The following is a 25,938-nucleotide window of genomic DNA, read 5'->3' on the forward strand; positions in this document are numbered from 1 at the left end:
TTATTTTAGATTATGGTGAATACAAAGGCATACCAGGAAATCATAACGATCTTAAACAGTACAAAAACCACACTCGTAGCCGTTTCTAAAATCAAACCGGCTTACGATATACAAGCTTTGTATGATCTGGGGCAGCGGGATTTTGGTGAGAATTATGTGCAGGAACTCGTGGAAAAGGAAGCTTTACTTCCTAAGGATTTACATTGGCATTTTATAGGCCACTTACAAAGTAATAAAGTAAAATATATTGCGCCCTTTGTACACCTAATCCATGGGGTAGACAGTATTAAACTATTGGAAGAGATCAACAAACAAGGTCAGAAAAACAATAGGGTTATTGATTGTTTGTTACAAATGCATATTGCGAAAGAGGAATCTAAGTTTGGATTTGATGAAACTGATCTGATCCGATTCGGGGAATACTTTGATCAGAAAAAAGAGGTGTTACAACATGTAAGCATCAGGGGACTAATGGGTATGGCCAGTTTTTCTGAAGATGAAGCATTAATACGTACTGAGTTTAAAAATCTAAAACAAAGTTTCGAAGTACTCAAAGGAAGCACGTTTTTATTAGACCCTCATTTTGACACCCTGTCGATGGGTATGAGCGGCGATTATCCGATCGCTATTGCCGAAGGGGCAACAATGGTGAGAATAGGCAGCCTGCTGTTTGGCAGAAGATCATAAACAAACATAAGAACGATACAAAAAAGGTTCCACATATGATGTGGAACCTTTTTACTTATAGAAAAATCCTTTTTATTTCACTTTCAGTTTAGCACCGAGCGATACACTTCCACTGGCCGGCAATTTATTCCATTTAACCAATTGGTCTACAGTAATCCCATATTGCTTGGCAATTCCAAAGGCAGTTTCTCCTTTCTTTACCACATGCACACCGGATTGACTGTGCTTAGCCGGGGCAGGTGCGGTATTGACAACATTATTGGGGCGTTCCACAACCGGTTGCGCGCGATAACCTTCCTGCTGTTGCTCCTGTTGGTGCTGGTTTATCTTATTTTTTAAAGAACTATGAGCACTTTTCGTGTCAATCGAACTTGCTGCTGTACTCGGAGTATTCTTGTTTACGTTATTATTAACGGCAGACGGAGTAACATTATTCCGATTGGCATTATTGTTATTCGTCGTTGTCACAGCAGGTGCCGTTCCGCCATATACCGACTTATCCAGCTTGGCTTTTAAACGATCTAAAGAAGACATTTCTTTTTCCGGAGCAGTAGCTGCTGCTGTGGTAGTTCCCACATTTTCGGCTTGTAACTGCTCTTCTACCGCGGGTTCGTTGGCAATATTAAAATCTTCCTGCTGTTGCCCCTGAGCAAGAGGCGTTGCCGCCTGCTCCGTCGTTTTTTGCTCCTCTTGTTTTTGCAAAGCCCTCATCTTAGGATCATTGGGTTCGCTGGTATATTTGGGTGCATTACCGGTAGCGATATACTCATTATTGTTTTTAGCTACGCGGTCTATATTGTTGTACTTGGAAGTATTGTATTGTTGTCTGCTCAAGTCGGGTTTTTGCGGGGCAATACCCTGCAAATACAATACGGTACCCTCTGCAGGTTCTTCTCCCGGCAACAAATGATTAAACGCTAACAATTCTTTCATGCGCATACCTTGATCCTGAGCAATGATAGAGATGGTCTCCCCCAGTACAACCGTATGGTTTGCTTCATAGCCGGTTTTGTTTTTCTTGCCCAGATAGATGAACATATCTTCCGGCAACGGCGCATCGGCCAGATCATTTAAATCTAACAATTTGGCGTAGCGGATATTATTTTTATTGGCTGCATTCAGCAGTAAATCGCCCTGCGGTGCATAAAATCCTTTGATCCCGTTTCTATTGGTGATTACATAATAATCAACGCTTCTCGGTTCCGGTATTGATTTGACGGCAGGCGGTTTTACGGCAGGGGCCTCTGTTTCGTTTTCTTCCGGAACATTGGCAAACACATTACCGTCATCTGTTCTTCTTTTGGGTTTACGGATTACCGTATCCTGATTGTTCAACCCAAAGTATTTATCGGTAGAGGCAATCGCTTCTATCGCGCCATCCGAATCCTTCAGCTGAAAGTATTCATAGGCTACGGTATATTGTTGCAGGTCGTAGCGTTCTATAAGATCAATGAGCTTTTGCGCATATTTGGGATTGGTCGCATAGCCACATTTTTTTAAGCCATTAGCCCAGGATTTATAATCGTTTTGTGCCAGGCTGAACAAGGAAAGGTATCTGGGATTGTTCTTTAAAAAGTCGGAATGATCTTTATAAGAATGCAAATCACTTTCATATTTCCGGAAACATTCATCCTTTGCATCGTCTGTATAGGTATAGGTTTCGCCTAACCAGGTGCTCTTGCATTTAATGCCAAAATGATTATGGGCATTAAGGCTCAATTCACTCTTTCCCGATGCGGATTCATGAATTCCTTGTGCCAGTGTGATGGCAGCCGGAATACCGGTACGCTGTTGCTCTGCAACGGCTACCGCTTTATATTTTTCGATATAATCCAGCACATCTCTGTTCTGGCTTTGTTGCGCGTACGAAGCACTACCTGTGCCTATCGCAAGGGTAGCTAACATCCAGGATAAAGATCTTATGGTCATTGTATATTGTTTTAGTTTGATATTATTTTATTTTCCTGATCAGGCTGATTCCATCCCGGATAGGGAGTATTACCTGCTCTACGCGATCGGAGGCTTTTATTTTTTCATTAAAGGCATGCATCGATTGTGCCGACTTGCTTTGTTCGGCTTCGGCTAAGACCACTTCACTATGAAAAAGCACATTATCTGCAATCAAGCAGGCGCCAAGGGGTAAAGTATCGATCAGCATATCGAAATAAAGGCCATAGTTTTTTTTGTCCGCATCAATAAATACAAGATCAAAAGAAACGTCTATTTTCGGCAAGACCTCCGCCGCAGCACCGATATGTTGTACAATTATCTGCTCCAATCCAGCCTCTTTCCAATAGGCTTGACGCATTTGCTGCAGGCTATCGTCGGTATCGATCGTGTGCAAAGTTCCTCCTTCGGCTAGCCCTTGTGCCAGACAAATGGCGGAGTAACCGGTATAGGTACCTAATTCCAGAATATGCTTAGGCTTTATCAATTTACTGATGATACTGAGGAATGATCCCTGCAGTGCTCCGGAGAGCATTTGCGCCCCACGCACATTCGCAAGGGTCGCCTCATTCAGGGATTTAAGTACGCCAGATTCTTCCTGAGAATACTGTTCTGCATACTCATTAATCGCTTGGGAAGTGATTTGATGTTGTTCCATATCTTAATTTAGAAATTGGGCACCAGCTTATTGTTAGCGTAAAACTGATTGATATAGTCCACCACTTCATCTGCAGTATCGTATATTTTAATCAGGTCAAGGTCTTGTTCATTAATATTATGATGACCGTCCAGCATGGTTGCTCTCATCCAGTCGAACAATCCTTGCCAATACGATTTGCCTACGCATACCAAGGGAAGGTTAATGGATTTTTGTGTTTGTACCAAAGTGGCTATTTCAAAAAACTCATCCATCGTACCCCAACCACCCGGCATCATAATAAAACCTTGTGCATACTTGGTGAACATTAATTTCCGGATAAAGAAATAATCGAAACTCAAATTTTTATCCGTGTCCAAATAGGGGTTATGGTGTTGCTCATGTGGCAAGAAGATGTTTAAACCCACCGATTTGCCCCCTACTTCAAAAGCGCCTTTATTGGCCGCTTCCATAATACCCGGTCCGCCACCGCTAATAATCCCAAATCCTATTTCAGAAAGCTTTTGGGCAATTTCTACCGTTAATTTATAATACCTGTCTTCCGGTTTTGTTCTTGCAGATCCGAAAATCGAAATGCAGGGCCCTATTTTATTTAATTTTTCAAATCCTTCTACAAACTCCGCCATAATTTTAAAAATCTGCCAGCTCGAATGCGCTTTAGGCTCTGTCCAATCTCTTTCTCTAACCTTTTTAAAATACTCCATTAAAATTATTCCATTTATTAAACCCCAAAGATAAGATTAATAACCGTTACGCCTGCCCCCTTTCCATAGTTTTACATTTTCCTTAAATCTTATATGTAACCCCTCTAAACCTGTTACCAAACAGCCATAATTCGTAACATTTACAAGCAGGTATTAGTGCTCTATAGCGGCTTCCTGCATCGTGCATTTTTCTGCAATATCTTGTTGCCCTTAAGATTATGTGCCCGAATCGTCTTACCTTAGTGTATTAAAACATTCAGGAGTGTAGTAATTATGGGCGAAACGAAAGATATTTTTCTGGAGAAAAGCAAGATAAAAGTAAATGACAGCAAGCATCGTAAAACGATTGCTTTTAATATTGATAAATATAATGCTGCTGTCATTAATGGCAAGCATCAGTATGCCGAATTAGAGATTGCGCGAAAAAGGGCTAAAAACATTAAGTGGAAGGCTATTGAGGAGTTGGATAAAAATCTGGAAAATTTTGAGAAAAAGTTTTCGGAACATGGTGGAAAGGTAATCTGGGCAGAAGATGCGGAAGAAGCCTTGGCTGCGATTGCTGAAATATGTGAACGAGCTAAGGCGAAGACGATTGTCAAGTCTAAATCGATGGTGACGGAGGAGATACACCTGAATGCTTTCCTCGAAAAAATGGGTATTGAATCGGTAGAAACCGATCTGGGAGAATATATACAGCAATTGGACGGAGAACCACCTTACCATATTGTAACGCCGGCGATGCATAAAAGCAAAGAAGACATTGCAACTTTGTTTCATGAAAAACTGGGTACCGCTCCTAACTTAAGCCCAAAAGAGCTGACACTTATTGCACGCGAAAAGCTCCGCTCTAAATTCCTGACAGCTGATGTAGGTATCACCGGAGGCAATTTTATCATTGCAGACTCCGGCGCGATCAGCATTACGGAAAATGAAGGCAACGGACGGCTGACGACTTCTTTACCCAAAATTCACATTGCGATTGTGGGTATCGAAAAAGTAATTCCCTCCTTAAAAGATATTGCACATTTCTGGCCCTTGCTGTCCACCTTTGGCACCGGGCAGAAACTAACGGTTTACAACACCCTTTTCTTCGGGCCACGCACCACAAATGAATTGGACGGACCAGAGGAAATGTATGTGATCCTTTTGGATAACGGACGTACCAATTTACTGCGTAGCGAAGTAAGAGAAAGTATGTATTGTATTCGCTGCGGCTCTTGCCTTAATGCTTGTCCGGTGTATAAGAATATCGGCGGCCACAGCTATGGCACTACCTATAGCGGGCCTATAGGGGCTGTAATTACGCCACACCTCACCAGTATGCAGGAAAACGGGCATTTGAGTTTCGCCTCCAGCCTTTGCGGAAACTGTACAGAGGTATGCCCCGTAAAAATAAATATCCATGAAATGCTGCTGGAGAACCGTAGTATTTATGTAGACGAGGGACATAGTGAGATGAAAGAGAAGATAGGTTGGAAGCTCTTTAAAGCGGGTGTATCTTACCGGCCCTTAATGAACCTCGCGAGTAGTAATATAAAGAATAAAGTCTTTGATAAATTATTTGCACCCATGTGGGGCGACTCCAGAGAGGTACCTGTTTTTCCTAAAAAGAGTTTTGCCAAATTATGGAAAGAGCATCAGAAAAGCAGTAAAGATTAAGTACAGAAAGCAAACCGTATAACCCACAGCCACCTTTTATAAGGTGGCTGTTTTCATGATGTATAAGGATAATTTATAGGCGGTTAAAGATAAAATGGAAGCTAAAAGTATATTTTTTATACCTTCGATAACCTATGCTGCCCCTCGTCTATACAGGGATCCCATGCATAACAGCATATATAAAATAGGAAATGAAAAAAATATTACTGGTAGAAGATGAAGCTCATGTCGTGTCCTTTATTACAAAGGGACTGAGCGAAGATGGTTATGAGGTGAGTGTGGCTTTGGATGGAAAAATGGGGTTGACGATGTTTGAACACAATTACTTTGACCTGATCGTCCTGGACATTATGCTTCCCGAAATGAATGGTATTGAAGTCTGCAAAGCCATCAGGCAAAAGAACGCCAAAGTACCCATCCTGTTTTTAACCGCCTTGGGGACTTCTGAAAATGTAGTGATTGGCCTGGAATCCGGTGCAGATGATTATTTAGTAAAGCCATTTAAGTTTATAGAGCTGGTCGCACGCATCAAAACTTTATTGAGGAGAACGGAACATACGGAAATGGACCGGGTGAATAGTGAGGAGCAGGAACACATCTACCGCATTGATGATCTTATCTTAAATGATTATACCAAAGTAGTGACGAGAGATGATCGGGAGATACAACTAACCAGTACCGAATACCGCCTGTTGCTGTATTTCTTGAAAAATCAAAACAAGGTCTTGTCCCGCATGGAAATCCTGGAAAAGGTATGGGATGTAGATTTTAATATGTCGACCAATGTGGTGGATGTATATGTTAACTATCTTCGCAAAAAAGTAGAACCCTTCAATCATAGCAAATTAATCCATACGGTTATCGGCATGGGCTATGTATTGAAAACCGACTAACCGGGCAAAACCAAAGGGCTTATGAGTAAAATCAACATACAGTTTAAGGCCATCATGATGCTGTTTTTATCCATCATCGGGCTGACCATTATTTTAGGGGTAATCGTATATGTATCCATTAATAATTATATGTATGACGATTTTTTCAACACTTTGAAAATCCGGGCCAATACGGTAGCGAAAATCAGTGTAGACGGTGCCAACCGCGATTCTACCTTCGTTTCGGGATATAGTGTGATTCACAAAGATGTATCAGAAAAATTAAAGAATGAGAATGACTATGTCTTTAAGATAGAAGGCAGCAACACCTATCAGCATAAGATCTTTTCCGACTCCTTACGCATACCGATTAGCTTCTTCAATACCTTAGCCAAAACCGGAGATGCGGAGTATATCAAGGACAAAATACTATACAAAGGGGTATTATATAAATACAACGGGCGCAGCTACTATGTGATCGCTTCTGCTGAAAACTATTTTGAAAACAAATTGATCCGGTATCTGCAAAGAACCCTGCTCTTCTCCATAGCCATTGCGACACTGTTTGCCCTTGTCGCATCAGTGTATGTCTCTAAAAACATCTTCAAACCGATTGACCGTATTACGAATAAGGTAAAACAGATCAGCTCGGAAAACCTGCACTTAAGGTTGGATGAGGAACGCTATAATAATGAATTAAACAAACTGATCGGGACCTTCAATGATATGCTGAACCGGATCGAAACTTCTTTTGAAACACAGAATAATTTTATCAGCAATGCCTCTCATGAGCTGCGCACCCCACTCACCGGGATTATCGGTACAGCAGATGTATGTCTCTCTAAAATAAGAAGTACCGAGGAATATGTAGAAACCCTGTCCATCATTTTAGACGAGGCCGGAAAGCTCGACCGAAAAACCAAAGCCTTGCTCTTTTTGGCACAAACGGGTTTTGATGGTAAGGTGCAAAAATTTGAAAAAGTACGCATCGACCAGCTTTTATGGGATTGTATTGCGACGATCGAGAAACTCGATCAGAAGAATAAGGTGCATTTTGACACCAGCCTTTTACCCGAAAATTCTAAAAAATTAAAAGTGGTGGGTAATGAACAATTACTGCATCTCGCCTTTACCAATATTATCGGCAATGGTTGTAAATATTCCGACAATCAGGTCGTACACGTATCTATAGGTGCTTCTAATGATAAAGTATTTATCGTGATCCGCGATACCGGCATTGGTATTCCTAAGGACGAATTAAAGTACATTTATGATCCCTTCTTCCGGGCCTCTAATACCCAAAAATATGAAGGATATGGCATTGGCCTGCCGCTTACCCGCAATATCATCCGGATGCATTCGGGTAAGATTACCGTAAGGGCTACCGAAAACATGGGGACTACGGTGCAGATTGACCTGCCCATTGCCCATACACAGTAAGTCCGATAAATCACTAGAAATATTGTTAAATCTTCTATTCTAATCTCATTTTAATATGAGCCCGGAATTCTAATTGCATTCTTACATGCCTCTTAGGAGCCTCTAATTTGGTGGAACTACTTTTGCATTATACAAACAAAACGTTCTCATTATGGCTCACAAAGTATTATTACCCACAGATTTTTCTATAGATTCTTTAAAGGTATTAAAATCATATCTGCAGCAGAGCCCGCCGGACAGCTCTTTTGATATTGTGCTGGCACATGGACAGACTTTGTCAGACTCTATCAGTGATCTGCTGTTCTTTTCTAAATACCGTTTATTAAAGGAATTAAATATCGAACACTTTGAAGATGCGGTAAAAATCCTGCAAAACAAATACGATAGTAAGCTAAAGAATATACACATCGACATTTTTACCGGCCATAACCAAAGTGCCTTTCAAAATTACCTGAACGGTAATAAAATTGAAGAGATCGTGGTTTCGGAAAACCGCAGTTTCAAACCTTGCAATAAGAAGAGTTTTGACCTGACGAAATATGCTTTAAAAACTAAAGCGGCGGTAAAAATCACGAAGATTAATTGTGAACAGGAAGGATCATCTCTAAGTGCAGATGCAGCAGATATCTCTTCGCTGTTCAACAACCAAATGGCTTTAAGCCAATAACCTAAAAATCGCGCATCATGCCTACAAAAATCATTTATACCGTCTTTATTGTTTTATTATTCAGTCCGCTATGCTTACTGTTTGATGAGATCAAAACACCCGAAAAAGACTTTCTGGGCACTTGGAAAGAATTGACCTGGGAGTATAAGGAAGCAGATCATTTCTTGTTGCATAACCTAGCGCACCGACAGAACCGCTCCGCAGAAGACAGCATCCGCATTCATACAGCAGAAACCTGGGACTTTAAGAAAAACGGTGTATTGGTACTGACTAAGGCAGATGATCGCATCAAAACCATGAAATGGTCGCTAAAAGGAAGGGGTAATATATTGGAAATTACTGACGGCGATATTACAGAACACTACGACATCTCGGCCATTGAAGGCGACAAAATAGAACTGAATTACCTGACGGACATACACGTAAAAGAATCGGCAAAATTAATATTTGAGAAGACTTAAAAAAAATAGCAATGTTAAGGAAATATAGCAACAGCAGAACATTAAGTGACAACATAAAATTGGGCGGCCTTACTGCATTCGTAGCAGGAATGGTGAATGTAGCCTCCTTCCTGTTATTTTTCTCTTTTACTTCAAACGTAACCGGTTATTTTGCCGTAATGATCGCAGAACTGATCAAAGGTAATCTCTACCAATTTGTGATCGTTTCTTTATTCATTGCTTCTTTTTTCGTAGGGAGTTTTATCTCAAATTTTATTGTCATTCATTTCAACAAAAGAAACGCTTATCTGGCACATGCGATGCCGATCATACTGGAAATGGCCTGTCTTTTATTTGTAGGTGTCTATGGCAGCTATTATTACAAAGACAGCCTTATCGAAACGGAAGTACTGCTGATGCTGATGTTATTTGCCATGGGCCTGCAGAACGGACTTACCGCCAGTATTTCAAACTTTGCAGTAAAGACCACGCACCTTACCGGAGCAACAACTGATCTGGCCATCCTGTTTTCCATGTTTACCCATAAAGAGTACCGGAATAAGCAACACATCAAAGACAAGGCAAAATTACTGCTGAGTATCTTTTCCGCTTACTTGTTGGGGGCATTGGTCTCGAGCCTGGCTTATAGTGTATTAAAATTCCAGGTGTTCTATGTCGTTTCTTTATTCCTCTTGTTTGTGATTGCATATGATTTCTACAAAATCAGATCGGTAAGCTTTTTATTAAAGATCAGGAAGAGAAAGACGGAAGAACTGCAGGAAGAACAAACACCCCTGTCATCGGTCGCTTCAAAAGAAAAAAATATACATACCGGTAAAGTATTGTTACAATAAGGCTTATACCGTATTAATTCGTTTTGTTCTACCTATAGTAGAGATAATGGGTGGTAGATTCGTTCTGCCCCCATTTTTTAATGCCCAGAAATAAACAATTTATGGACATACCCCTCCGACTCTCGGCAGGACAAATATTAAAAATCTGCAAAGTCAAATTTATCCTTGTGAGGCTAGTGTAAGCAATCTAAAAAAACATCAGGAAGGTTTCGGCTAAGGGTCGATGGATCATACAAAAAAAGGCAGGTGGATTGATCCACCTGCCTTTTACTATTGCGTCAATAATTCGTTTATTTTTTCAAATACTTATCTAAGAACTGCTCTTGCTCCCATAATAAATGCATGATATTTTCCTTTGCAACATAGCCATGACTTTCTTTAGGTAAGATCACCATACGGGCATTCGCCCCCAAGCCTTTCAAGGCCTGGAAATAACGCTCGGTTTGTAATGTAAAGGTTCCGGGATTGTTATCGGCTTCTCCATGTACTAACAAAATAGGTTTCTTCATTTTATTAGCTGAATTAAAAGGGGACATTTCGCTGTATATATTGGGTACATCCCAGAAATTGCGCTGCTCTGACTGAAACCCAAAGGGAGTCAGGGTACGGTTATACGCACCGCTACGGGCAATGCCACAAGCAAACAGATCACAATGTGTCAGCAAATTGGCCGTCATAAAAGCACCATAAGAGTGCCCGCCAACACCAACCCTTGTTCTGTCAATATAACCCAAAGCATCTACCGCGTCAATCGCCGCTTTTCCATTGGCCACCAATTGTTCGATAAAATTATCATTGGGTTCTTTATCGCCCTCACCGATAATCGGGAAAGAGGCATTGTCCAATACCGCATAACCTTTGGTGACCCAATAAATAAAGGTCCCGTAATAAGGAAAGGTAAATTCATTGGAGTTCTGGTTGTTTTGCCCAGCGCTGCTTTTATCTTTAAATTCTTCAGGATAGGCCCAGATCAGCAAAGGTAATTTTTCCTTTTTTGTCTTATCATAACCTGCTGGTAAGTATAGCGTTCCGGAAAGGTCTACCCCATCGGCACGCTTGTATTTGATCACTTGTTTATCTACATTCTTTATGCTTTCAAACGGATTTTTATTGAAGGTGATCTGCTCCGTTTTGTTTTTTTGTTTAAAGTTTCTGAAATAGTAATTCGGATACTCATTTTTAGATTGTAATACGATCAGCGCAATACCCTTTTTAAAATCTTCAATGCTGTTAATTTCCTCTTTCTTATCGGTATAGGCAGACTGATATAATCTTTTCGACTTTAAAGTACTTAAGCTGTATTCATCAATAAAAGGAAACTGGCCTTTAGCCGTATGTCCTTCTCCGATCAGGTACAGGTTATTGTTTTCCATAGCCAATACCGCTCTCCCATATTCATTACGTTTTGTTTCGAAACTACCCGGATCGCTGTAGATATCCTGCGAATTTCTGTCGAACAGTATTTTTGGTGATTCATTTTTCGCAGCAGGGCTAAAAAGATATGTTTTCTCGTTGCGGGTATCATACCATTGATCATAAACCATTGCCACCTGATCGTTGCCCCAAACAATTCCGGCAAAACGTTGTTTCACTTTACCAAAAGATACCGGCTCAGCAGTAAAAGGCGCCTGCCAGCTAAAAAGCTCATCTCTGTAATCTGCTTTCACAGCAGGATCCCCTCCGTCTAAAGCCTCTACAAAAAATAGCGTCGCCGGTTTATCGGCTCTCCAGCTCATGCTTCTTTTACCGGTACGGGTCGACATAAAGCCTTTAGGCATGATCTCGGTAAGGGGTACCTGGTTCACTGTTTTTATCTCCTTTCCCTGTACATCATATACCTTGGTTATACTAGGAAAGCGGCTTAAAGGTACAATGTAAGAGAAGGGCTTCTGTATGGTCGAAATCAGGATATACTTTCCATCGGGAGAAAAGCTTTGGCCGGCATACAGTGCTTTCGAGAGGAAAGGCGTTTTTTGCCCGCTCAGCGACACTTTATAGAGTTCACTGCCCGTCAGGGTTTCAAAGTTTTGCTCATCCGTTTTATTCTTTAATAAATCCGCATAGGTACGGTTTTGTGATACCGTTCCTTCTGCTACCGAAACGGTAGGTCCTTTAGGCAGGTCTTTGGCCGCATTGATCAGTGCTGCTCTGTCCTCTGGTATCATGCTCACCAACAAGTGCTCATTATCTTTAAACCAACTAACGGGACTACCCATATTGGCATTGATACGGTCTTCAGTAAGCTTGGTGGCTGTTGCCGTAGCGACGTCAATTACCCAAAGTTCCACGCCTTTAGATGTGGTATTGGTAAAGGCTATTTTATGCTCATCAGGCGACCAGGACAGATTCGTGATCTGTGGATTGGCGGGCAATCCGCTTACTTGCGTAGGAGCTGCCGTATAAGCCTTTATTTTCCTTATTTTAATGTTATTGAGGTAAGTCGTTGTAGAAGAAATATTGGTGATTGGGTTGATCCGTAAACCACCCAGGCGCATTTCTTCCTGATTCAGGTCTTCAAGCGTCTTATAGGTATTTCTGTAAGAAAGCAACATGTATTCTTTTTTCGAATCCATGCTTACAGATGGGCTTCTTTCATAATCCGCTAAAGCATATATGTCTGCAGAAGGTTTTTGGTAGCTCAGGTTTTCCTGTGCGTCGGCCAGATGGCTTAGGGCAAGCAGTAATAAGAGGCTAAGTTTCTTCATAAATAAAGTTTAAGAGTGGTTGAAAAATAAAGCAATAAAATTGAATGCTTAAAAATAAGCAATATTGCGCTATTCATAAGGCCTTGCGGCCATAACCAGGATTAAAATTCACTAAGAAGAAGAAAATTTATTGAGGAAAGTCCCTTTATGGATGATAAGCATACGCAATCTCGTATACCTGATTTTTATACTTATCAGCAATCTCCCCGACTTTAAGGGCTTTCGCCTGCGGTGTGGGTTCACAAATCACATACTGCTCATTATTGTAAGAAACGGTAGCACCTTTAATATGATCCAGCTTTACTGCAAGCATCACGTGGCTTGGATAACGCACAACAACCATAGGCAGATTATATACTTCCTTTACCAGAAAATAAAACAAAGCAATGCGGTCATCACAATCACTTTTATCATTGATCAGCGTCAGTTCCGGAGAAAAACGCTGCTCTTTACCTACTGCTACAATATCACTTTCATAAGTAAATGCATTGCGGACAAACTCCATCAGGTATTCCACACCTTTTCGCTGTGGCATTTTATGAATTGCCTTTTTCAACTCGGGAATAAGGGTTTGATACGTACTGTTACTGACGGGAATATTAAAATAGGCATCGTAATTTAATACAGGATAATTAACAAATAAGGTGTCCATAGCCTTATTGACTTTAATATCAAATTGATAGGGCACATTATTAAAGGTAAAATCAATCAGTTTATTGCTAAAGTTATTTTCCGTAAAATCCGGTAGCTGATTTATCTTATAAGAAAATGCGGACAGCTTATTTTTAGGAACATCCAAAGGTATATTCTGTAGTTCATCCCGATCAAAATCGATTTTCTGGAAGTCATGACGGTTAAGGCATATATAAGATTTGCCTTCATAAACAAAGTAAGGAACATCATACACATCCTCATTACTCTGCACATAAAACAATAATTGTTCTTTTATAATAGCAAGGCGCACATCAAACCCAGTCTCTCTCATGAAATACCATTTCAATAAAGTATAGGATACATAATTTGTGACTTTGGGGTTTAAATAATTAGCCGTCCTGCGTACCATTTGATAGTACATCCAATCACTAAGATGATGTTCTTCTTTGTACGCACCGAGCGCATGAGCCACGACCTGATAGTTACTTTGTTCCAACTGCCGTGTATACTGCTGCACATTTGCAACGGTTACCGCCTCCTGCATGGGTGCTATATCTGCAACGATGTTAGGGATATGAAAAGCTTCTTTATAAATGTCAATCGTTTGGGCATATGTAGTATGTCCAATGGTCAACAATAATAAAATCAACCCTCTAAACCATATGTTGCAAAACATTTTCACTATATAAATATACGAAATATACAGAAATGATAATAATTATTTAACATAGAGCCTATCTATTCATACATATAAATCGGGAGAATTATGTTAACCCAAGTTAATAACCCGTTATATCACATATTTTATAGACATACTTAGCTTTTCTGATTCTATATTTGCCGCCCTAACACACACAGCTATCTTAAAATACCTCACTACATTATACATTGATATTATCCACATTCATATCATAACAAATTGATATTCTGATAATAGTCAAACCCTTTGAAATTAAATATCGTATATCCTAACAGATCGTAGGATTAAGTTATAATACTCATTTTTTTTCAATACATAAATTTCATTATTATGAAAACGTCGCTTTACAAAAAAGCATCTTTGCTCTTAGCTATCTTAATCGGTATAGCCGTACAATCTAACGCACAAGTTAGTTACAATGTAAGTCCTATCGCATCTACAAACGGTTATACCCTGAATACAAAAATTACGATCACCGGAATCGATGTTATCACCTATTACGGGCCGGGTAGTTTCCAATACAATATCAAACTGAATTATGCCAATACCATCACCGGTACAGGAAATTCCGGAAATTTTTATGCTTATGAAATTAAATTTTACAAAAACAGTTCCGGTTCTTTCCAAAGCGCACAAAGCACCAGTTCTATCCCCGTAGCTACAGCATCGGGCAGCATGACTTCTTATGGCCCCAACTCCGGAACAAGTACATTAGTGACCGGTACCGGATTATATACGAATCCCAATGTGATTAATGAAATCTTGACAAGTGTAGGCCTTGCTGTAAACGCACCCGGAATACCAAGCCAAACCGCAGGATCTACTCCTGCCACTATCGCTCCTCTGCCGGTAAGCTTGGAAAGCTTTACTGCACAAAATAACAATGGACAAGTTTCCCTGAAATGGCTTACCGTAAGTGAACACAACAACAAAGGTTTTGCGATAGAATCCAGTACTAATGCCCGTGATTGGCATAGCATAGGTTTTGTAAACAGCTTAGCTAAGGAAGGTAACAGCACCGAAAGATTAGCGTATACCTTTACAGCAACTAATGTAACAAGCAAAACATACTACCGCTTACAACAAACGGACAATGATGGTACAGCGATCTATTCTGCAATTGTGATGGTGAGTGGTGGTGCTACTGAAACGGGCCTGGTGAGTGTGTATCCTAATCCTGCTACCGGCAATGCCGTAACGGTAGACGGTATAAAAGATGCTAACACTTTAAGTCTGTATAATGCTATTGGTCAGCAACAAAAAGTAATGGTCAACAGCAATTCAGGTACAGCGGTATCTTTTTCTCTGGATAATTTATCTAACGGGGTTTATTATATCAGTGCTGATCAAAAACAATACAAGATCATCGTGAACAAATAAAGGATGATGAACCATAAAAGAGGGGCAGATATGTTACATATCTGCCCCTCTTTTATGTACAAGATTATCACTGATAAAATGATTACAGAAAATGCCTGATNNTCAGGCATTTTCTGTAATCATCACTATAGAATATCTCTTATATTAAATGACTTAGTTCTTAATCAACTTCCGGGTCGCAATTACTTCGCCCATAGCATTTTGAATTTTAACTATATAAGTACCTGCAGCAAAAGCAGCAGTGTTTACACTAGCCAACTCATTGCTTACTTTAACGGCACTCATTTCCGCACCTAACAAATTGTAGATTTTGGCTTCTGTACCTTTCAAATCTTTATTCACAAAGATAGTTACATCACTACCATTTGCAGGATTAGGATATACGGTCACTCTGTTATCATTCATTTTAACAACTCCAATACTATTGGAATTCCCTTTTTTCACAATAAATGTAGCTGTATCCGCTTGCGTACTATTCCATACCCTAACTTTTGCGACACCTACAGTACCATTAGGCGTAGTAGAGGGTACTACAACCTGCATCTTAAAATCGGAACGTGCACGATCTGCAATATCAGCAAATGTGAATTCTTTATAGGTAACAGGATTTGAACCCGGAACAGTTAAGTTAGATGTAGTATAACATATGAAGTTATCACAAAAAGTATAAATATACCAGCCTTTGTATGGTGCATTTGCAGAATCAAAGCTTTGTATAATTTGCCATTTAAGACCACTCAGGTTTGCACCTGAAACATTATTCACATGGTTATAGAGCGTTACCGCATCATCAAGCACCACATTCGGGTCTGTAACATTTAAACCCGCAGTAGTTACGGTTACGGTATCCGCTTCCAACTCGAATACTTGTGCATTTGTATTCGTTACAGCAAAACCAAGGCACAAAGCGGAAAGAATAAAGATTTTTTTCATCATTATTTTAATTTATTATTTGTTCTCTCAAATTTACGAATATATTATATTAAAAATACAAAAGACTGACAATTTTAACAAGTCAGTCTTTTGTAATAATATTACTGCTAAACAATAATTATTTTTTTACAAATTTTTGTTGTGTAGCTCCTTCAGGAGTAGTAATGTTCAAGTAATAGATACCTGCAGCTAAAGCAGAAACATCTAATTTAGTGCGTTGAGCGCCTAAACCAAAGTTTTCAGATACAGCAGTACCAACTTCTTGACCTAAAGCATTTACCATGCTGAAAGTTACTTTAGAAGCTTTAGTCATATTGATTTCTACATTCAACTCATTTGTCGCAGGGCTAGGATAAGTCTTAATAGTACCTTCTGCAATCACGTTATTGATAGAAGTTGGACCAGTACGCAGTCTTACATTATCAATGAAAATGTTGTTACCATAAGTAGAAGTACCTCTGAAGCCTAATCTCGCACCTTGAGGTACTGTAGATACATCAACAGCTTCTAATCTCCATTGAGCGTTACCACTAGGTATGAATTGAGATGTTGTTGCTGGTGCCGTAGACAAAGCAGTACCTGATTTATCCCAAACGGAAGTCCATGTAACCCCACAATCAGTAGTATACACTACTTCCAGTTTCTCATTTGAACTTGCATTATATTGTGCATAAGCAACATAAAACTCTAAGGTTTTAGCGCCTGCTGCCATATCCGCTTTAGGGATGATATGATATCCGTTACCTGATTCTACAGAGAAACTAGGGAAATATAACATATAATTTGAACCGTTATATCCTCTACCTGTTGCAGTAGCTCTTAAGATTGGCGCACCACTAGTACCTGCCAAAGGAACCCATAAACCATTAGCGGCTTCAAAGTCATTAGCCAATGGCAAAGCCTCATTAGTTGCATTTAACAGATATACACTAGTTGCGTTTACATTATTACCTGTAAAAGCATCAGCCACAGCATTTGGCATCGCAACTGAATCGGTGATTACATGTGCACCCGGAGTCGTAATGGCTACAGCCGGTAAGGTTACATTCGTAGAAGCACCTGCTGCTAAAGAACTACCAGTCCATTGATAGCTCTGGTAAGCATCATTATTTAATTTGTAATAGATAGTTGCAGAAGTTAAGGCTGCAGAACCTGTATTTTTAATAGATACTACAGGAACATAAGAACCGGTAGCACCACATTGCAAATTAGAGGCTACAGAAACACTGTTAGAGGCAACTGCATTTGTGGCATTAGGCAAAGAAATTGATTTTCCCGCTTGCAATACTTCTTTATTACTATCATCCTGTACCCAAGCAACAAAAAATCTGTTGAACTCAGTAGACATGTAAGCAGGCAAAGCACCTGTAACCGTAATCGTTTGTGTTTGACCTACTGTAAATGTAGATTGTACCGCCTGACCCTCAGCAGAAGGATACATCTTACGCATTACATGGTGGAAAGACTTTTCTCCGTTTGTACCAGGAGCTACTGAAAATTCCAAATCTTCTGCAACTGCAAAACGTAATTTAAGATTGGCATTATTGGTTACTGCGCTGGTTGCTGTAATCGTAACGGCAACAGAGAAGTTACTACCAGTATAAGTTGGTGTACCTACTGTTAAGGTAAAAGGAGTTGTTTCCAAAGCAGCAGCATCAATGATTGCCTGCGTTGTTTGAGAGATGTTTCCTTGTCCTGCACCACCTACTACTTTACCATTAATTCTTCCATAAGGAGCAAAAGGTACAGTGTAATAGGTCATTCTATTTTGAACATCTACGGTATTCTGACCATAGATAGGACCTCCGGAAGGAATAGGAGATTGATATTTCAACAACAATGCTTTAGTAGTATTATTACCTAACAGCGTCATTAAAGCCGGGTTATTTGCCGCACAGGGACCACAGTTCTCTCCGGAAAATTCTTCATAAAGCGACAGTTTTTGCGCATTGGAAACACCAGCTAAAGTGATAAATGTTCCTAATAAAAGTAGACTTTTTTTCATTTTTTAAAACGTGTTTTTTTAACAGTTAAATAATGTTTATTTAATGAATTTTAATAAATAGTTGAAGATGAAGTTATGGAATTATTATTAATAAAAAAATATTTTTTAAATTTGTTTCAAGACTATCAATCCTAATCCTAGCATTATCAATTACTTTTGTTTCTAAAAAAATTTTTCAATTGTCACCTCACCTATTATCATACGAAGCCTCTGTTGCATTCATGTTGGAACAATTACCTATGTTCTCTAAGATCGGGGCTAAAGCATTACATCCCAGCCTGGAGAAAATACTGGCTTTTTCCAAAGCCTTGAATTTTCCAGAAAAACAGTTTAAAAGTATCCATATTGCCGGCACTAACGGAAAGGGCAGTACGAGCCATATCCTCGCGGCTACTTTTCAGCAGGCAGGCTATAAAACAGGCTTATATACTTCTCCGCACCTTATCGACATCAGAGAACGTATCCGCATCAATGGCATTCCTTTTGCGCAATCCTTGCTGACGGAATTCATCAATACCCACATGGTGCTTATAGATGAAATAAAGCCCTCCTACTTTGAGCTCAATGTCGCCATGGCCTTTTGGGTCTTTGCAAAAGAGGCGGTAGATATTGCGATTATCGAAACGGGTCTGGGAGGCACTTGGGACAGTACGAATATCATTACACCGGAATTATCCGTTATTACTAATATAAGCCTTGATCATACCCAAATACTAGGTGATACGATTGCTTTGATTGCCGGCGAAAAGGCGGGGATTATCAAACCGAATGTACCGGTAGTTATTGGCACAACACAAGAGGAAACAAATCTCGTTTTTTCGAAAACAGCGATTCTGAACCATACCGCGCTGTATTATGCCGACAGCATGTATGATGCCATTTTTGTTGAAAAAGAAGCCACATACCAGGTGTTGAAAATTGTGGATAAAACACAGATGAAGGTACTGGAGGTGCGCACAGATTTATTGGGGGATTTTCAGGCCAAAAACATTATTACCGCACTGGCCTGTATGCGGGTGTTGCAAACCCTGGGCTGGAGGGTAGATGAAGCGATATGTATCGAGGCCTTGAAAACCGTTAAACAAACAACCGGTCTTCGTGGTCGCTGGGATTGGGTTCAGACCGGGCCCAACATCATTTTAGATGTTGCGCATAACCCTGATGGCATTGCCACAATTGTCGCACAATTAACACACACCTCCCTAAAAAACAGTAACTTGCATATCATTATCGGCTTTGTTTCTGATAAAGATGTGCCTCAGGCACTGGCCTTATTACCCAAAAAGGCACGTTATTATTTTACACAGGCACAGGTGCCTAGAGCCCTGCCTGCAGAAAGCTTGCAACAAACAGCGACGGATTTAGGTATGGCGGGCATACTTTACCCCTCGGTAGCAGATGCGGTGCGCGCTGCCCGCAATGAGGCGAGTTCAGAAGATACCATTTTGATTACCGGCAGTTTCTTTATCGTGGGAGAAGCCTTAGACTTTTTAGAAAATAAACAATAATTATATGAAAAGATTATCATTTGCATGGCTTATCGCCTTTATGGTGCTTTTACCTGCAACGCAGGCGAGCGCTCAAAAGCCGCTGATTGGCGTTAAAATTGGTGCGAATGTGTACCGAACTACCGGGAAACAAATTGATAATGATTATAAGGCCTATCCGTTTGGAGGCGTGTATCTGGGCTTACAAGGTGACAAAATGAGCCTTGTAGCGGAAGGTTTATTCACACAAACCAGGATGATTACGGGTAATAATTTCAATGATATTTACCGTGCCTACATTCAGAATGGAAAAGAACAAATTACGCATGCTGAATTTGACTTTACCGAGTTTTCGGTGCCGGTACTTGTGGGTTTTAAACTCTTCACCGGCACATGGCTGGAATTAGGGCCGCAATTCACGAAGATCGTGAATATGAAGGATAGGGATATGATCTTAACTGAGGTGACCAATGTGTATAAAAACAGTTACGTATCGGGTGTAGGCGGACTAAGAATCCAATTACCCTTACACTTAAATATTTCGGCAAGATATATTTATGGTATTACCAATCGCAACAATACTTCGGTTCCGGAGCGTTGGAGCACCCAACGAATTCAATTCGGGATCGGATTTGGATTTTAGGCTTATAAAAGCATTAGAAATAAAACAACAAGGGCTGNNCAGCCCTTGTTGTTTTATTTCTTCTTGGATTTTTTACTTTTTTTCGCTTCCAGTGCTTCATTTTCTTTTAATAAAGCCTTCCAGTTGCTATCATTGACCTCTTCTGTAAAGAGAATCGTATCGGAATAGGTTTCGGGATCAATATCCAATACATTAATCTTGTTCCCCAAATACTGTTCAATCGTTTTTAACACAGGTAGTTCATCCTTACTACAAAAAGAATACGCAATTCCTTTTTGCACCCCACGGCCGGTACGACCTACACGGTGTACATAATTTTCCGCTTCTTCGGGCAGGTCATAATTCACTACATAATCTACATTTGGTATATCTACGCCACGTGCATTGAGATCGGTTGTGATCAATAGTTTCACAATACCGTTCTTAAAGGAATCCATAATTTCGGCACGCTCGCTTTGGTCTTTTCCACTGTGCATGGTCAGTGCCTTGATTTGCACGCGCTCCATGGCTGATGCTACCCTTTCGGCACGCACTTTAGTACGTACAAAGATCAGTATTTTGGCTTCGGGATGCTCTGTAACTAAGCGCTCCAGAAAATAACGCTTATCGTCCATTTCTATATGTGCTACGAAATGCGTAATATTTTTAGAAATGGGATCTTGCGGAGAGATCTGGATACGAATCGGATTCCGCACAATGCCATAGGCAATTTCTTTGATCTCACTATTGATGGTTGCGGAGAAGAAAAGCGTCTGCCGGTAATCGGGCAAAAACTTAATCACATCCTGTATATCTTTAATAAAGCCATAATCCAGCATAAGATCGGCTTCATCCAACACCAGGATTTCCGTTTTATTCAGGTCTAATTTCTTTTGATAGATCAGGTCAAACATCCTTCCGGGCGTCGCAATCAGCACATCGGTGCCGTTAGCCAGTTGTTCGATCTGGTGTTCCTGCTCTACTCCACCCAATAAGGCAGTCGTTTTCAGCTTGGTATATTTACCAATCGTCCGGAATACTTTGGCAATCTGTATGGCCAGCTCCCTTGTGGGTACCATCACCAGGCATTTTGCTTCTCTTTGTTTCGGCGGATTTTTAATATACATCAGCTTATGCAAGACCGGAATCACGAAGGCTGCTGTCTTTCCGGTACCGGTTTGTGCTACGGCCAGTACGTCATTTCCCTGTAAAACCGGGCCAATAGCCTTAAACTGAATATCGGTAGGTTTTTTAAACCCTAATTCATCCAGACTTCTTTTAAGTTCTGTGGCAATGTGATATTGTTCAAATTTCATTTTATTTCAATCAAAAAGTCAAGGTCAGATAATAAATTGACTATAATACGGCAAAGGTACTTTAATAAAAAGATAAAAGCCTGAGGCTTTTACCTCAGGCTTTTATCAAAAGAATGAAACTTATTATTTAGAGATCAGTTCCGCAAAATATTTTACGGTACGTACCAATTGAGATACATAGCTCATTTCATTATCATACCAACTTACGGTTTTGACCATTTGATAATCACCAACAGTCACTACTTTAGTTTGTGTTGCATCGAACAAAGAACCGAAAGAAGTACCAATAATATCGCTGGATACAATCTCGTCTTCGTTATATCCGAAAGACTCGTTAGCCGCAGCTTTCATTACCGCATTTACCTCTTCTACAGTTACTTTTTTACCCAAAACAGTCGTCAGTTCGGTTAAAGAACCTGTTACCGTAGGTACGCGTTGTGCACCACCATCTAACAAACCTTTTAATGCCGGTAATACTAAACCAATTGCTTTAGCTGCTCCGGTAGAGTTTGGAATAATGTTTTCTGCAGCAGCACGGGCACGACGCAAATCACCTTTGGCATGCGGTGCATCCAGGGTATTCTGATCGTTTGTGTACGCGTGAACAGTTGTCATCTGACCTACTTTGATTTCAAAGTTTTCGTGTAAGGCCTGCGCCATTGGTGCCAAACAGTTCGTAGTACAAGAAGCACAACTGATTACTGTTTCAGAACCATCAAGAATATTATGGTTTACATTGAATACTACTGTTTTCAAATCGCCGGTAGCCGGAGCAGAGATCACTACTTTCTTTGCACCTGCAGTGATGTGTGCTTTTGCTTTATCAGCATCAGTAAAGAAGCCGGTACATTCCAATACAACATCTACTTCATGCTGACCCCAAGGAATATTTGCAGGATCTTTTTCTGCATATATCTTGATCTCATTACCGTTTACTGTAATCGCGTTATCAGAACTGGTCACGTCTTGGTTAAAACGGCCCTGAGCAGTGTCGTATTTTAATAAATGCGCCAATACATTAGGCTTGGTTAAATCGTTAATCGCAACAACCTCAATACCTTCTATGTTGAAAATTTGACGGAAAGCTAAACGTCCGATACGACCGAAACCATTAATGGCCACTTTTACTTTACTCATTTTTATAAAATATTTTATGGGTGTGAATGAAAATTTGTGCAAAGGTATGCAAAATAAATATTATAGGCCTGAGAGAAAAGAAATGCTGCTGCTTGCTATAGCCGCCAAAACAAGAATATCTACAACAGCACCTATATAAAAGGGCAACATCATCCTTTAAAAATCGGTAAAATGCCCATACATTCAGTTACAAATACATACTATATACCTTATATTTGTTGCCCGAATGCCTGCTTATGCGCTTAATGATTTTATTACCAATTATTGCTTTCTTCTCCCATACCGCATCTGGCCAGAGCCGGTTTACCTCTATTTCTTATAATAACCAACACACCTATATCCCCGGCACCTACGGTTTCCCCATCAGTATTTTTTCTTATATTTCTTTTCCTGATCCTGCATATAAAGCGATTATCTCCTGGGGAGACGGTCATAAAAGTTCGGTTAGTTTATCTCAGTCTTGTTTTATGGATGTGTATTACTATAAGCATCCCGGTATATACAACGTATCCATTGTGCTATATGACAAAACCTTAAACAAAGCACTAGACACAACCCAAATGCAGGTTATGGCCTTTTGTACCCATTTCAGCAGTAATATCTTTCAAAGCAATACGGGCAGTTGCACTTATAACGCAGCTACAGATGCCCTGATCCCTATCCCACTTAGGTTTATCGTCAAAAAAAACGGGGTACTTATTGATACTTTTAGTGCTCTCGGCGCCTTTAAGGAAGTCGTTCCGATGGCAGATCTGCAGGCCGTTTTTAGTGTAAGCCCCACCGGTATTCCACCCGGCTACCGGCTCGTTTGCCCGGCAGCGGGAAGTTATACCTTTAAGTTTGACACCCTGAGTTCTGCCAATAACATCTTTGATTTTAAGTTACAGCCATCGCGATAGGTATTCGTCCTATATGCAGCATAACTGAGCTCTACTTCTTTCTATAAATATTTATGGGTATATCTGTATCCAGCAAATAGTCCTGTCAAAAAGATACCGCAAACAAATAAGCAATAGTCTATACGCAGGCCAAATGGGCTTTCAGGAATGCCAATATCTCCCTTCTTTCGCAATCATTTCTGCCAGTACATTTTTGTAGAATAAGCTCGAATAGTATATCTATTACAATGAATAGCAATAATATATGTGAAATTCCTTTTTTAATATAATTTTCATACATTTACTCAAACAAATCCCAATTATATGAATAAATAAAAAACAACTATGATTGCTACGCCTTAAAGACTAGAATTGAAATGATACCCCTATATGAAAAATCATTTTTTAATCCCTAAATCAAAAAAAGTATGTTACGCAAAATCATTACCACCATTTGCCTCCTCTTATTGTCCGGTTTAGTATTCGGGCAAACCCTTACCAATATGTCCTACAACAGTTCCTTTGCTTGTACGACTCCTAGCCTACCCTTTTTCCCTGTAACAGTTACCGCTAGCGCTTTCCCTGCTAATCCCTCTCTTACCGCCGAATTTGCTTGGGGAGATGGCACACCTGTCACTCCGGTACCCATCATGCAATCTTTTTTCACGAGTACACATAATTATAGCCTACCCGGTGTATATACGGTGACGATCGTCTTAAAAGATGGTGGCGGGATCATTTTAGACACCAAAACCATAACCGTAACGGCATTTTGTAATCTGATAAAAGGAAATATTTTCAAAAGCAATGATGCCAATTGTACTTATGATGTCGGTGTAGATGAACCACTTAATTTACCCATCAACCTCGAGCTGTTCAGAGCAGGTACCCGTATTGATGCATTCACCCCAACCGGTTTCTTCTATAATATGGTTACGGGTGCTGATTTAGTCAATGTCTTCACACTTCAGCCGGCCGGCCTTCCTCCCGGATATATGGTGAGTTGCCCTCCCGGTGGCGTACATGCCTTCAAGTTTGACACCTTAAATAACGAAAACAACACCTTCAATTATGCCCTGGAATGCGATGGTTCTACTAATTTTGATCTTGAGATCCTGAGTATGCGTGGATTATTCCGCCCGGTGGCCAATTCTTATATTTATCTTTATGTAGGTAATAGAGCTTGTTTGCCGACTAATGGAATCGTAACTATTGATATTGATCCTCAATACACTTTCTCCTCTGCCAATATAGCCCCATTGAGCGTGGCCGGCAATACCGTGACCTGGATGATACCTGGCCTGAGCGGATCAAAAACCGAATTAATCCGGGTTGTTCTTGATCCGGTAGGTGCACCGCCAATCGGTGGTACGGTGACCACCAGAGCTGAAATCACTCCAAGAGGAGGTGATGTCAATCCAGCCAACAATGAGTTGATCCAGGTGGATCCGATCGTTGGTTCGTTTGATCCGAATGAAAAAAGCGTGCTTCCTGCAGGCGATATCAGACCGGGAGAATTACTTACCTATACCATTAACTTTGAAAATTTAGGGAACGATACGGCTTTTAATATCCATGTATTAGATACCTTATCACCAGATCTTGATTTGGCCTCTTATCGCTTTATCAGCAGTTCTCATGCGGTTAGTACCTATTTCGCCCACAGCGTATCCGGCTTGAACATTATCAAATTCGATTTTGCGAATATACGTCTTGGAGACATTAATGATCCGGAGCACAATAAGGGTTATGTTAAGTTTCAGATCAAGGCAAGAGGTGGCTTAGCCCCGGGTACGACCATCGGCAATACGGCACATATCTATTTTGACATTAATCCGGCTGTGGTCACAAATACAACCATAAATCAAATCCCTCAGATAAACGAGTTATCCGGAAAAACACATATCGGTACCCTATCCGGTATCAATATTTACCCTAATCCGGCCAGTAATATCGTTTCTGTTGAAAACGGTTATAAACAATCGGTATCGCTTGATATCGTCAATACCATAGGTCAGGTAGTACGTACCGCACATGCTCAACCGGGTCTTAGCCAGATCAATCTTAAAGGGCTCAGCAGCGGTACTTATTTTGTATATATAAAAGGCCTAAATAACGTTCAATTCCAAAAACTGGTTATTCAGTAATCGTTTGTTTGGCATAACAATATAGAATACTAAAAATTACAAAGAT

At 40.2% G+C, this 25,938-nt stretch carries 21 protein-coding genes; 12 read left to right on the forward strand and 9 right to left on the reverse strand.

Going from position 1 to position 25,938, the window contains the following annotated elements; genetic code table 11:
• The first annotated feature begins 12 nt into the window (after positions 1-12).
• The gene (locus tag DBR32_RS02590; RefSeq protein ID WP_124634716.1) at positions 13-687 is read left to right on the forward strand and encodes a YggS family pyridoxal phosphate-dependent enzyme; all 675 of its coding nucleotides are present in this window, start codon (positions 13-15) and stop codon (positions 685-687) included.
• A 72-nt stretch (positions 688-759) separates the two neighbouring features.
• Here DBR32_RS02590 and DBR32_RS02595 read toward each other — a convergent pair whose 3' ends face one another.
• Genes DBR32_RS02595 through DBR32_RS02605 form a run of 3 tightly spaced genes read right to left on the reverse strand, consistent with a single transcriptional unit; the run spans position 760 to position 3,996 of the window.
• Positions 760-2,616, reverse strand: a complete 1,857-nt coding sequence (locus DBR32_RS02595; RefSeq protein WP_124634717.1) for a glucosaminidase domain-containing protein — start codon at positions 2,614-2,616, stop codon at positions 760-762.
• 22 nt (positions 2,617-2,638) lie between these two features.
• Positions 2,639-3,292, reverse strand: coding sequence for an O-methyltransferase (locus DBR32_RS02600; RefSeq protein ID WP_124634718.1), 654 nt, complete (start codon positions 3,290-3,292; stop codon positions 2,639-2,641).
• Between the two features lie 8 nt (positions 3,293-3,300).
• On the reverse strand, positions 3,301-3,996 hold the full coding sequence (locus tag DBR32_RS02605; protein ID WP_124634719.1) for a TIGR00730 family Rossman fold protein: 696 nt from the start codon (positions 3,994-3,996) through the stop codon (positions 3,301-3,303).
• Positions 3,997-4,269: 273 nt separating this feature from the next.
• Between DBR32_RS02605 and DBR32_RS02610 the strand changes: the two genes are divergently transcribed.
• The 6 genes from DBR32_RS02610 to DBR32_RS02635 all read left to right on the forward strand — a co-directional run bounded on the left by DBR32_RS02610 (position 4,270) and on the right by DBR32_RS02635 (position 9,928).
• Positions 4,270-5,655: a LutB/LldF family L-lactate oxidation iron-sulfur protein gene (locus DBR32_RS02610; RefSeq protein ID WP_124634720.1), complete on the forward strand. Its 1,386-nt coding sequence runs from the start codon at positions 4,270-4,272 to the stop codon at positions 5,653-5,655.
• Between the two features lie 191 nt (positions 5,656-5,846).
• Positions 5,847-6,548, forward strand: coding sequence for a response regulator transcription factor (locus DBR32_RS02615; RefSeq protein ID WP_124634721.1), 702 nt, complete (start codon positions 5,847-5,849; stop codon positions 6,546-6,548).
• Positions 6,549-6,569: 21 nt separating this feature from the next.
• The gene (locus DBR32_RS02620) at positions 6,570-7,967 is read left to right on the forward strand and encodes a HAMP domain-containing sensor histidine kinase (RefSeq protein ID WP_124634722.1); all 1,398 of its coding nucleotides are present in this window, start codon (positions 6,570-6,572) and stop codon (positions 7,965-7,967) included.
• 151 nt (positions 7,968-8,118) lie between these two features.
• The gene (locus DBR32_RS02625; protein WP_124634723.1) at positions 8,119-8,634 is read left to right on the forward strand and encodes a hypothetical protein; all 516 of its coding nucleotides are present in this window, start codon (positions 8,119-8,121) and stop codon (positions 8,632-8,634) included.
• Between the two features lie 17 nt (positions 8,635-8,651).
• Entirely contained in the window at positions 8,652-9,095 is a 444-nt protein-coding gene (locus tag DBR32_RS02630) for a hypothetical protein (RefSeq protein WP_124634724.1), read from the forward strand.
• Positions 9,096-9,106: 11 nt separating this feature from the next.
• Positions 9,107-9,928 carry a YoaK family protein gene (locus DBR32_RS02635; RefSeq protein WP_124634725.1) on the forward strand — a complete coding sequence of 274 codons (822 nt, stop codon included), beginning with the start codon at positions 9,107-9,109 and terminating at the stop codon, positions 9,926-9,928.
• A gap of 290 nt (positions 9,929-10,218) precedes the next feature.
• Here the strand turns inward: DBR32_RS02635 and DBR32_RS02640 are convergent, their stop codons facing one another.
• Entirely contained in the window at positions 10,219-12,633 is a 2,415-nt protein-coding gene (locus DBR32_RS02640) for a S9 family peptidase (RefSeq protein WP_124634726.1), read from the reverse strand.
• Between the two features lie 145 nt (positions 12,634-12,778).
• Positions 12,779-13,963, reverse strand: a complete 1,185-nt coding sequence (locus tag DBR32_RS02645) for a hypothetical protein (protein WP_124634727.1) — start codon at positions 13,961-13,963, stop codon at positions 12,779-12,781.
• Between the two features lie 354 nt (positions 13,964-14,317).
• On the opposite strand from DBR32_RS02645, the gene DBR32_RS02650 reads away from it, so the two are divergent.
• On the forward strand, positions 14,318-15,367 hold the full coding sequence (locus DBR32_RS02650) for a T9SS type A sorting domain-containing protein (protein ID WP_124634728.1): 1,050 nt from the start codon (positions 14,318-14,320) through the stop codon (positions 15,365-15,367).
• A 153-nt stretch (positions 15,368-15,520) separates the two neighbouring features.
• On the opposite strand, the gene DBR32_RS02655 is transcribed toward DBR32_RS02650, so the two are convergent.
• Both DBR32_RS02655 and DBR32_RS02660 read right to left on the reverse strand, forming a co-directional pair.
• A complete protein-coding gene (locus DBR32_RS02655; protein WP_124634729.1) occupies positions 15,521-16,303 on the reverse strand; it encodes a T9SS type A sorting domain-containing protein in 783 nt (260 codons plus the stop codon).
• 115 nt (positions 16,304-16,418) lie between these two features.
• The gene (locus tag DBR32_RS02660) at positions 16,419-18,305 is read right to left on the reverse strand and encodes a T9SS type A sorting domain-containing protein (RefSeq protein WP_124634730.1); all 1,887 of its coding nucleotides are present in this window, start codon (positions 18,303-18,305) and stop codon (positions 16,419-16,421) included.
• A gap of 179 nt (positions 18,306-18,484) precedes the next feature.
• On the opposite strand from DBR32_RS02660, the gene DBR32_RS02665 reads away from it, so the two are divergent.
• Both DBR32_RS02665 and DBR32_RS02670 read left to right on the forward strand, forming a co-directional pair.
• The gene (locus DBR32_RS02665) at positions 18,485-19,813 is read left to right on the forward strand and encodes a folylpolyglutamate synthase/dihydrofolate synthase family protein (RefSeq protein WP_233559645.1); all 1,329 of its coding nucleotides are present in this window, start codon (positions 18,485-18,487) and stop codon (positions 19,811-19,813) included.
• A gap of 4 nt (positions 19,814-19,817) precedes the next feature.
• Positions 19,818-20,435 (forward strand): outer membrane beta-barrel protein, encoded by a 618-nt coding sequence (locus DBR32_RS02670; protein WP_124634731.1) that lies wholly within the window; start codon positions 19,818-19,820, stop codon positions 20,433-20,435.
• A gap of 53 nt (positions 20,436-20,488) precedes the next feature.
• Here DBR32_RS02670 and DBR32_RS02675 read toward each other — a convergent pair whose 3' ends face one another.
• Entirely contained in the window at positions 20,489-21,730 is a 1,242-nt protein-coding gene (locus DBR32_RS02675) for a DEAD/DEAH box helicase (RefSeq protein WP_124634732.1), read from the reverse strand.
• Between the two features lie 123 nt (positions 21,731-21,853).
• A complete protein-coding gene (gap, locus tag DBR32_RS02680; RefSeq protein WP_124634733.1) occupies positions 21,854-22,867 on the reverse strand; it encodes a type I glyceraldehyde-3-phosphate dehydrogenase in 1,014 nt (337 codons plus the stop codon).
• Positions 22,868-23,103: 236 nt separating this feature from the next.
• Between gap and DBR32_RS02685 the strand changes: the two genes are divergently transcribed.
• On the forward strand, positions 23,104-23,766 hold the full coding sequence (locus tag DBR32_RS02685) for a hypothetical protein (RefSeq protein ID WP_124634734.1): 663 nt from the start codon (positions 23,104-23,106) through the stop codon (positions 23,764-23,766).
• Positions 23,767-24,173: 407 nt separating this feature from the next.
• Complete coding sequence (locus DBR32_RS02690) at positions 24,174-25,892, forward strand: T9SS type A sorting domain-containing protein (protein WP_124634735.1); 1,719 nt, start codon at positions 24,174-24,176, stop codon at positions 25,890-25,892.
• Positions 25,893-25,938 lie beyond the last annotated feature (46 nt).

This window comes from Taibaiella sp. KBW10 (genome assembly GCF_003852495.1).
Taxonomy (GTDB): domain Bacteria; phylum Bacteroidota; class Bacteroidia; order Chitinophagales; family Chitinophagaceae; genus Edaphocola.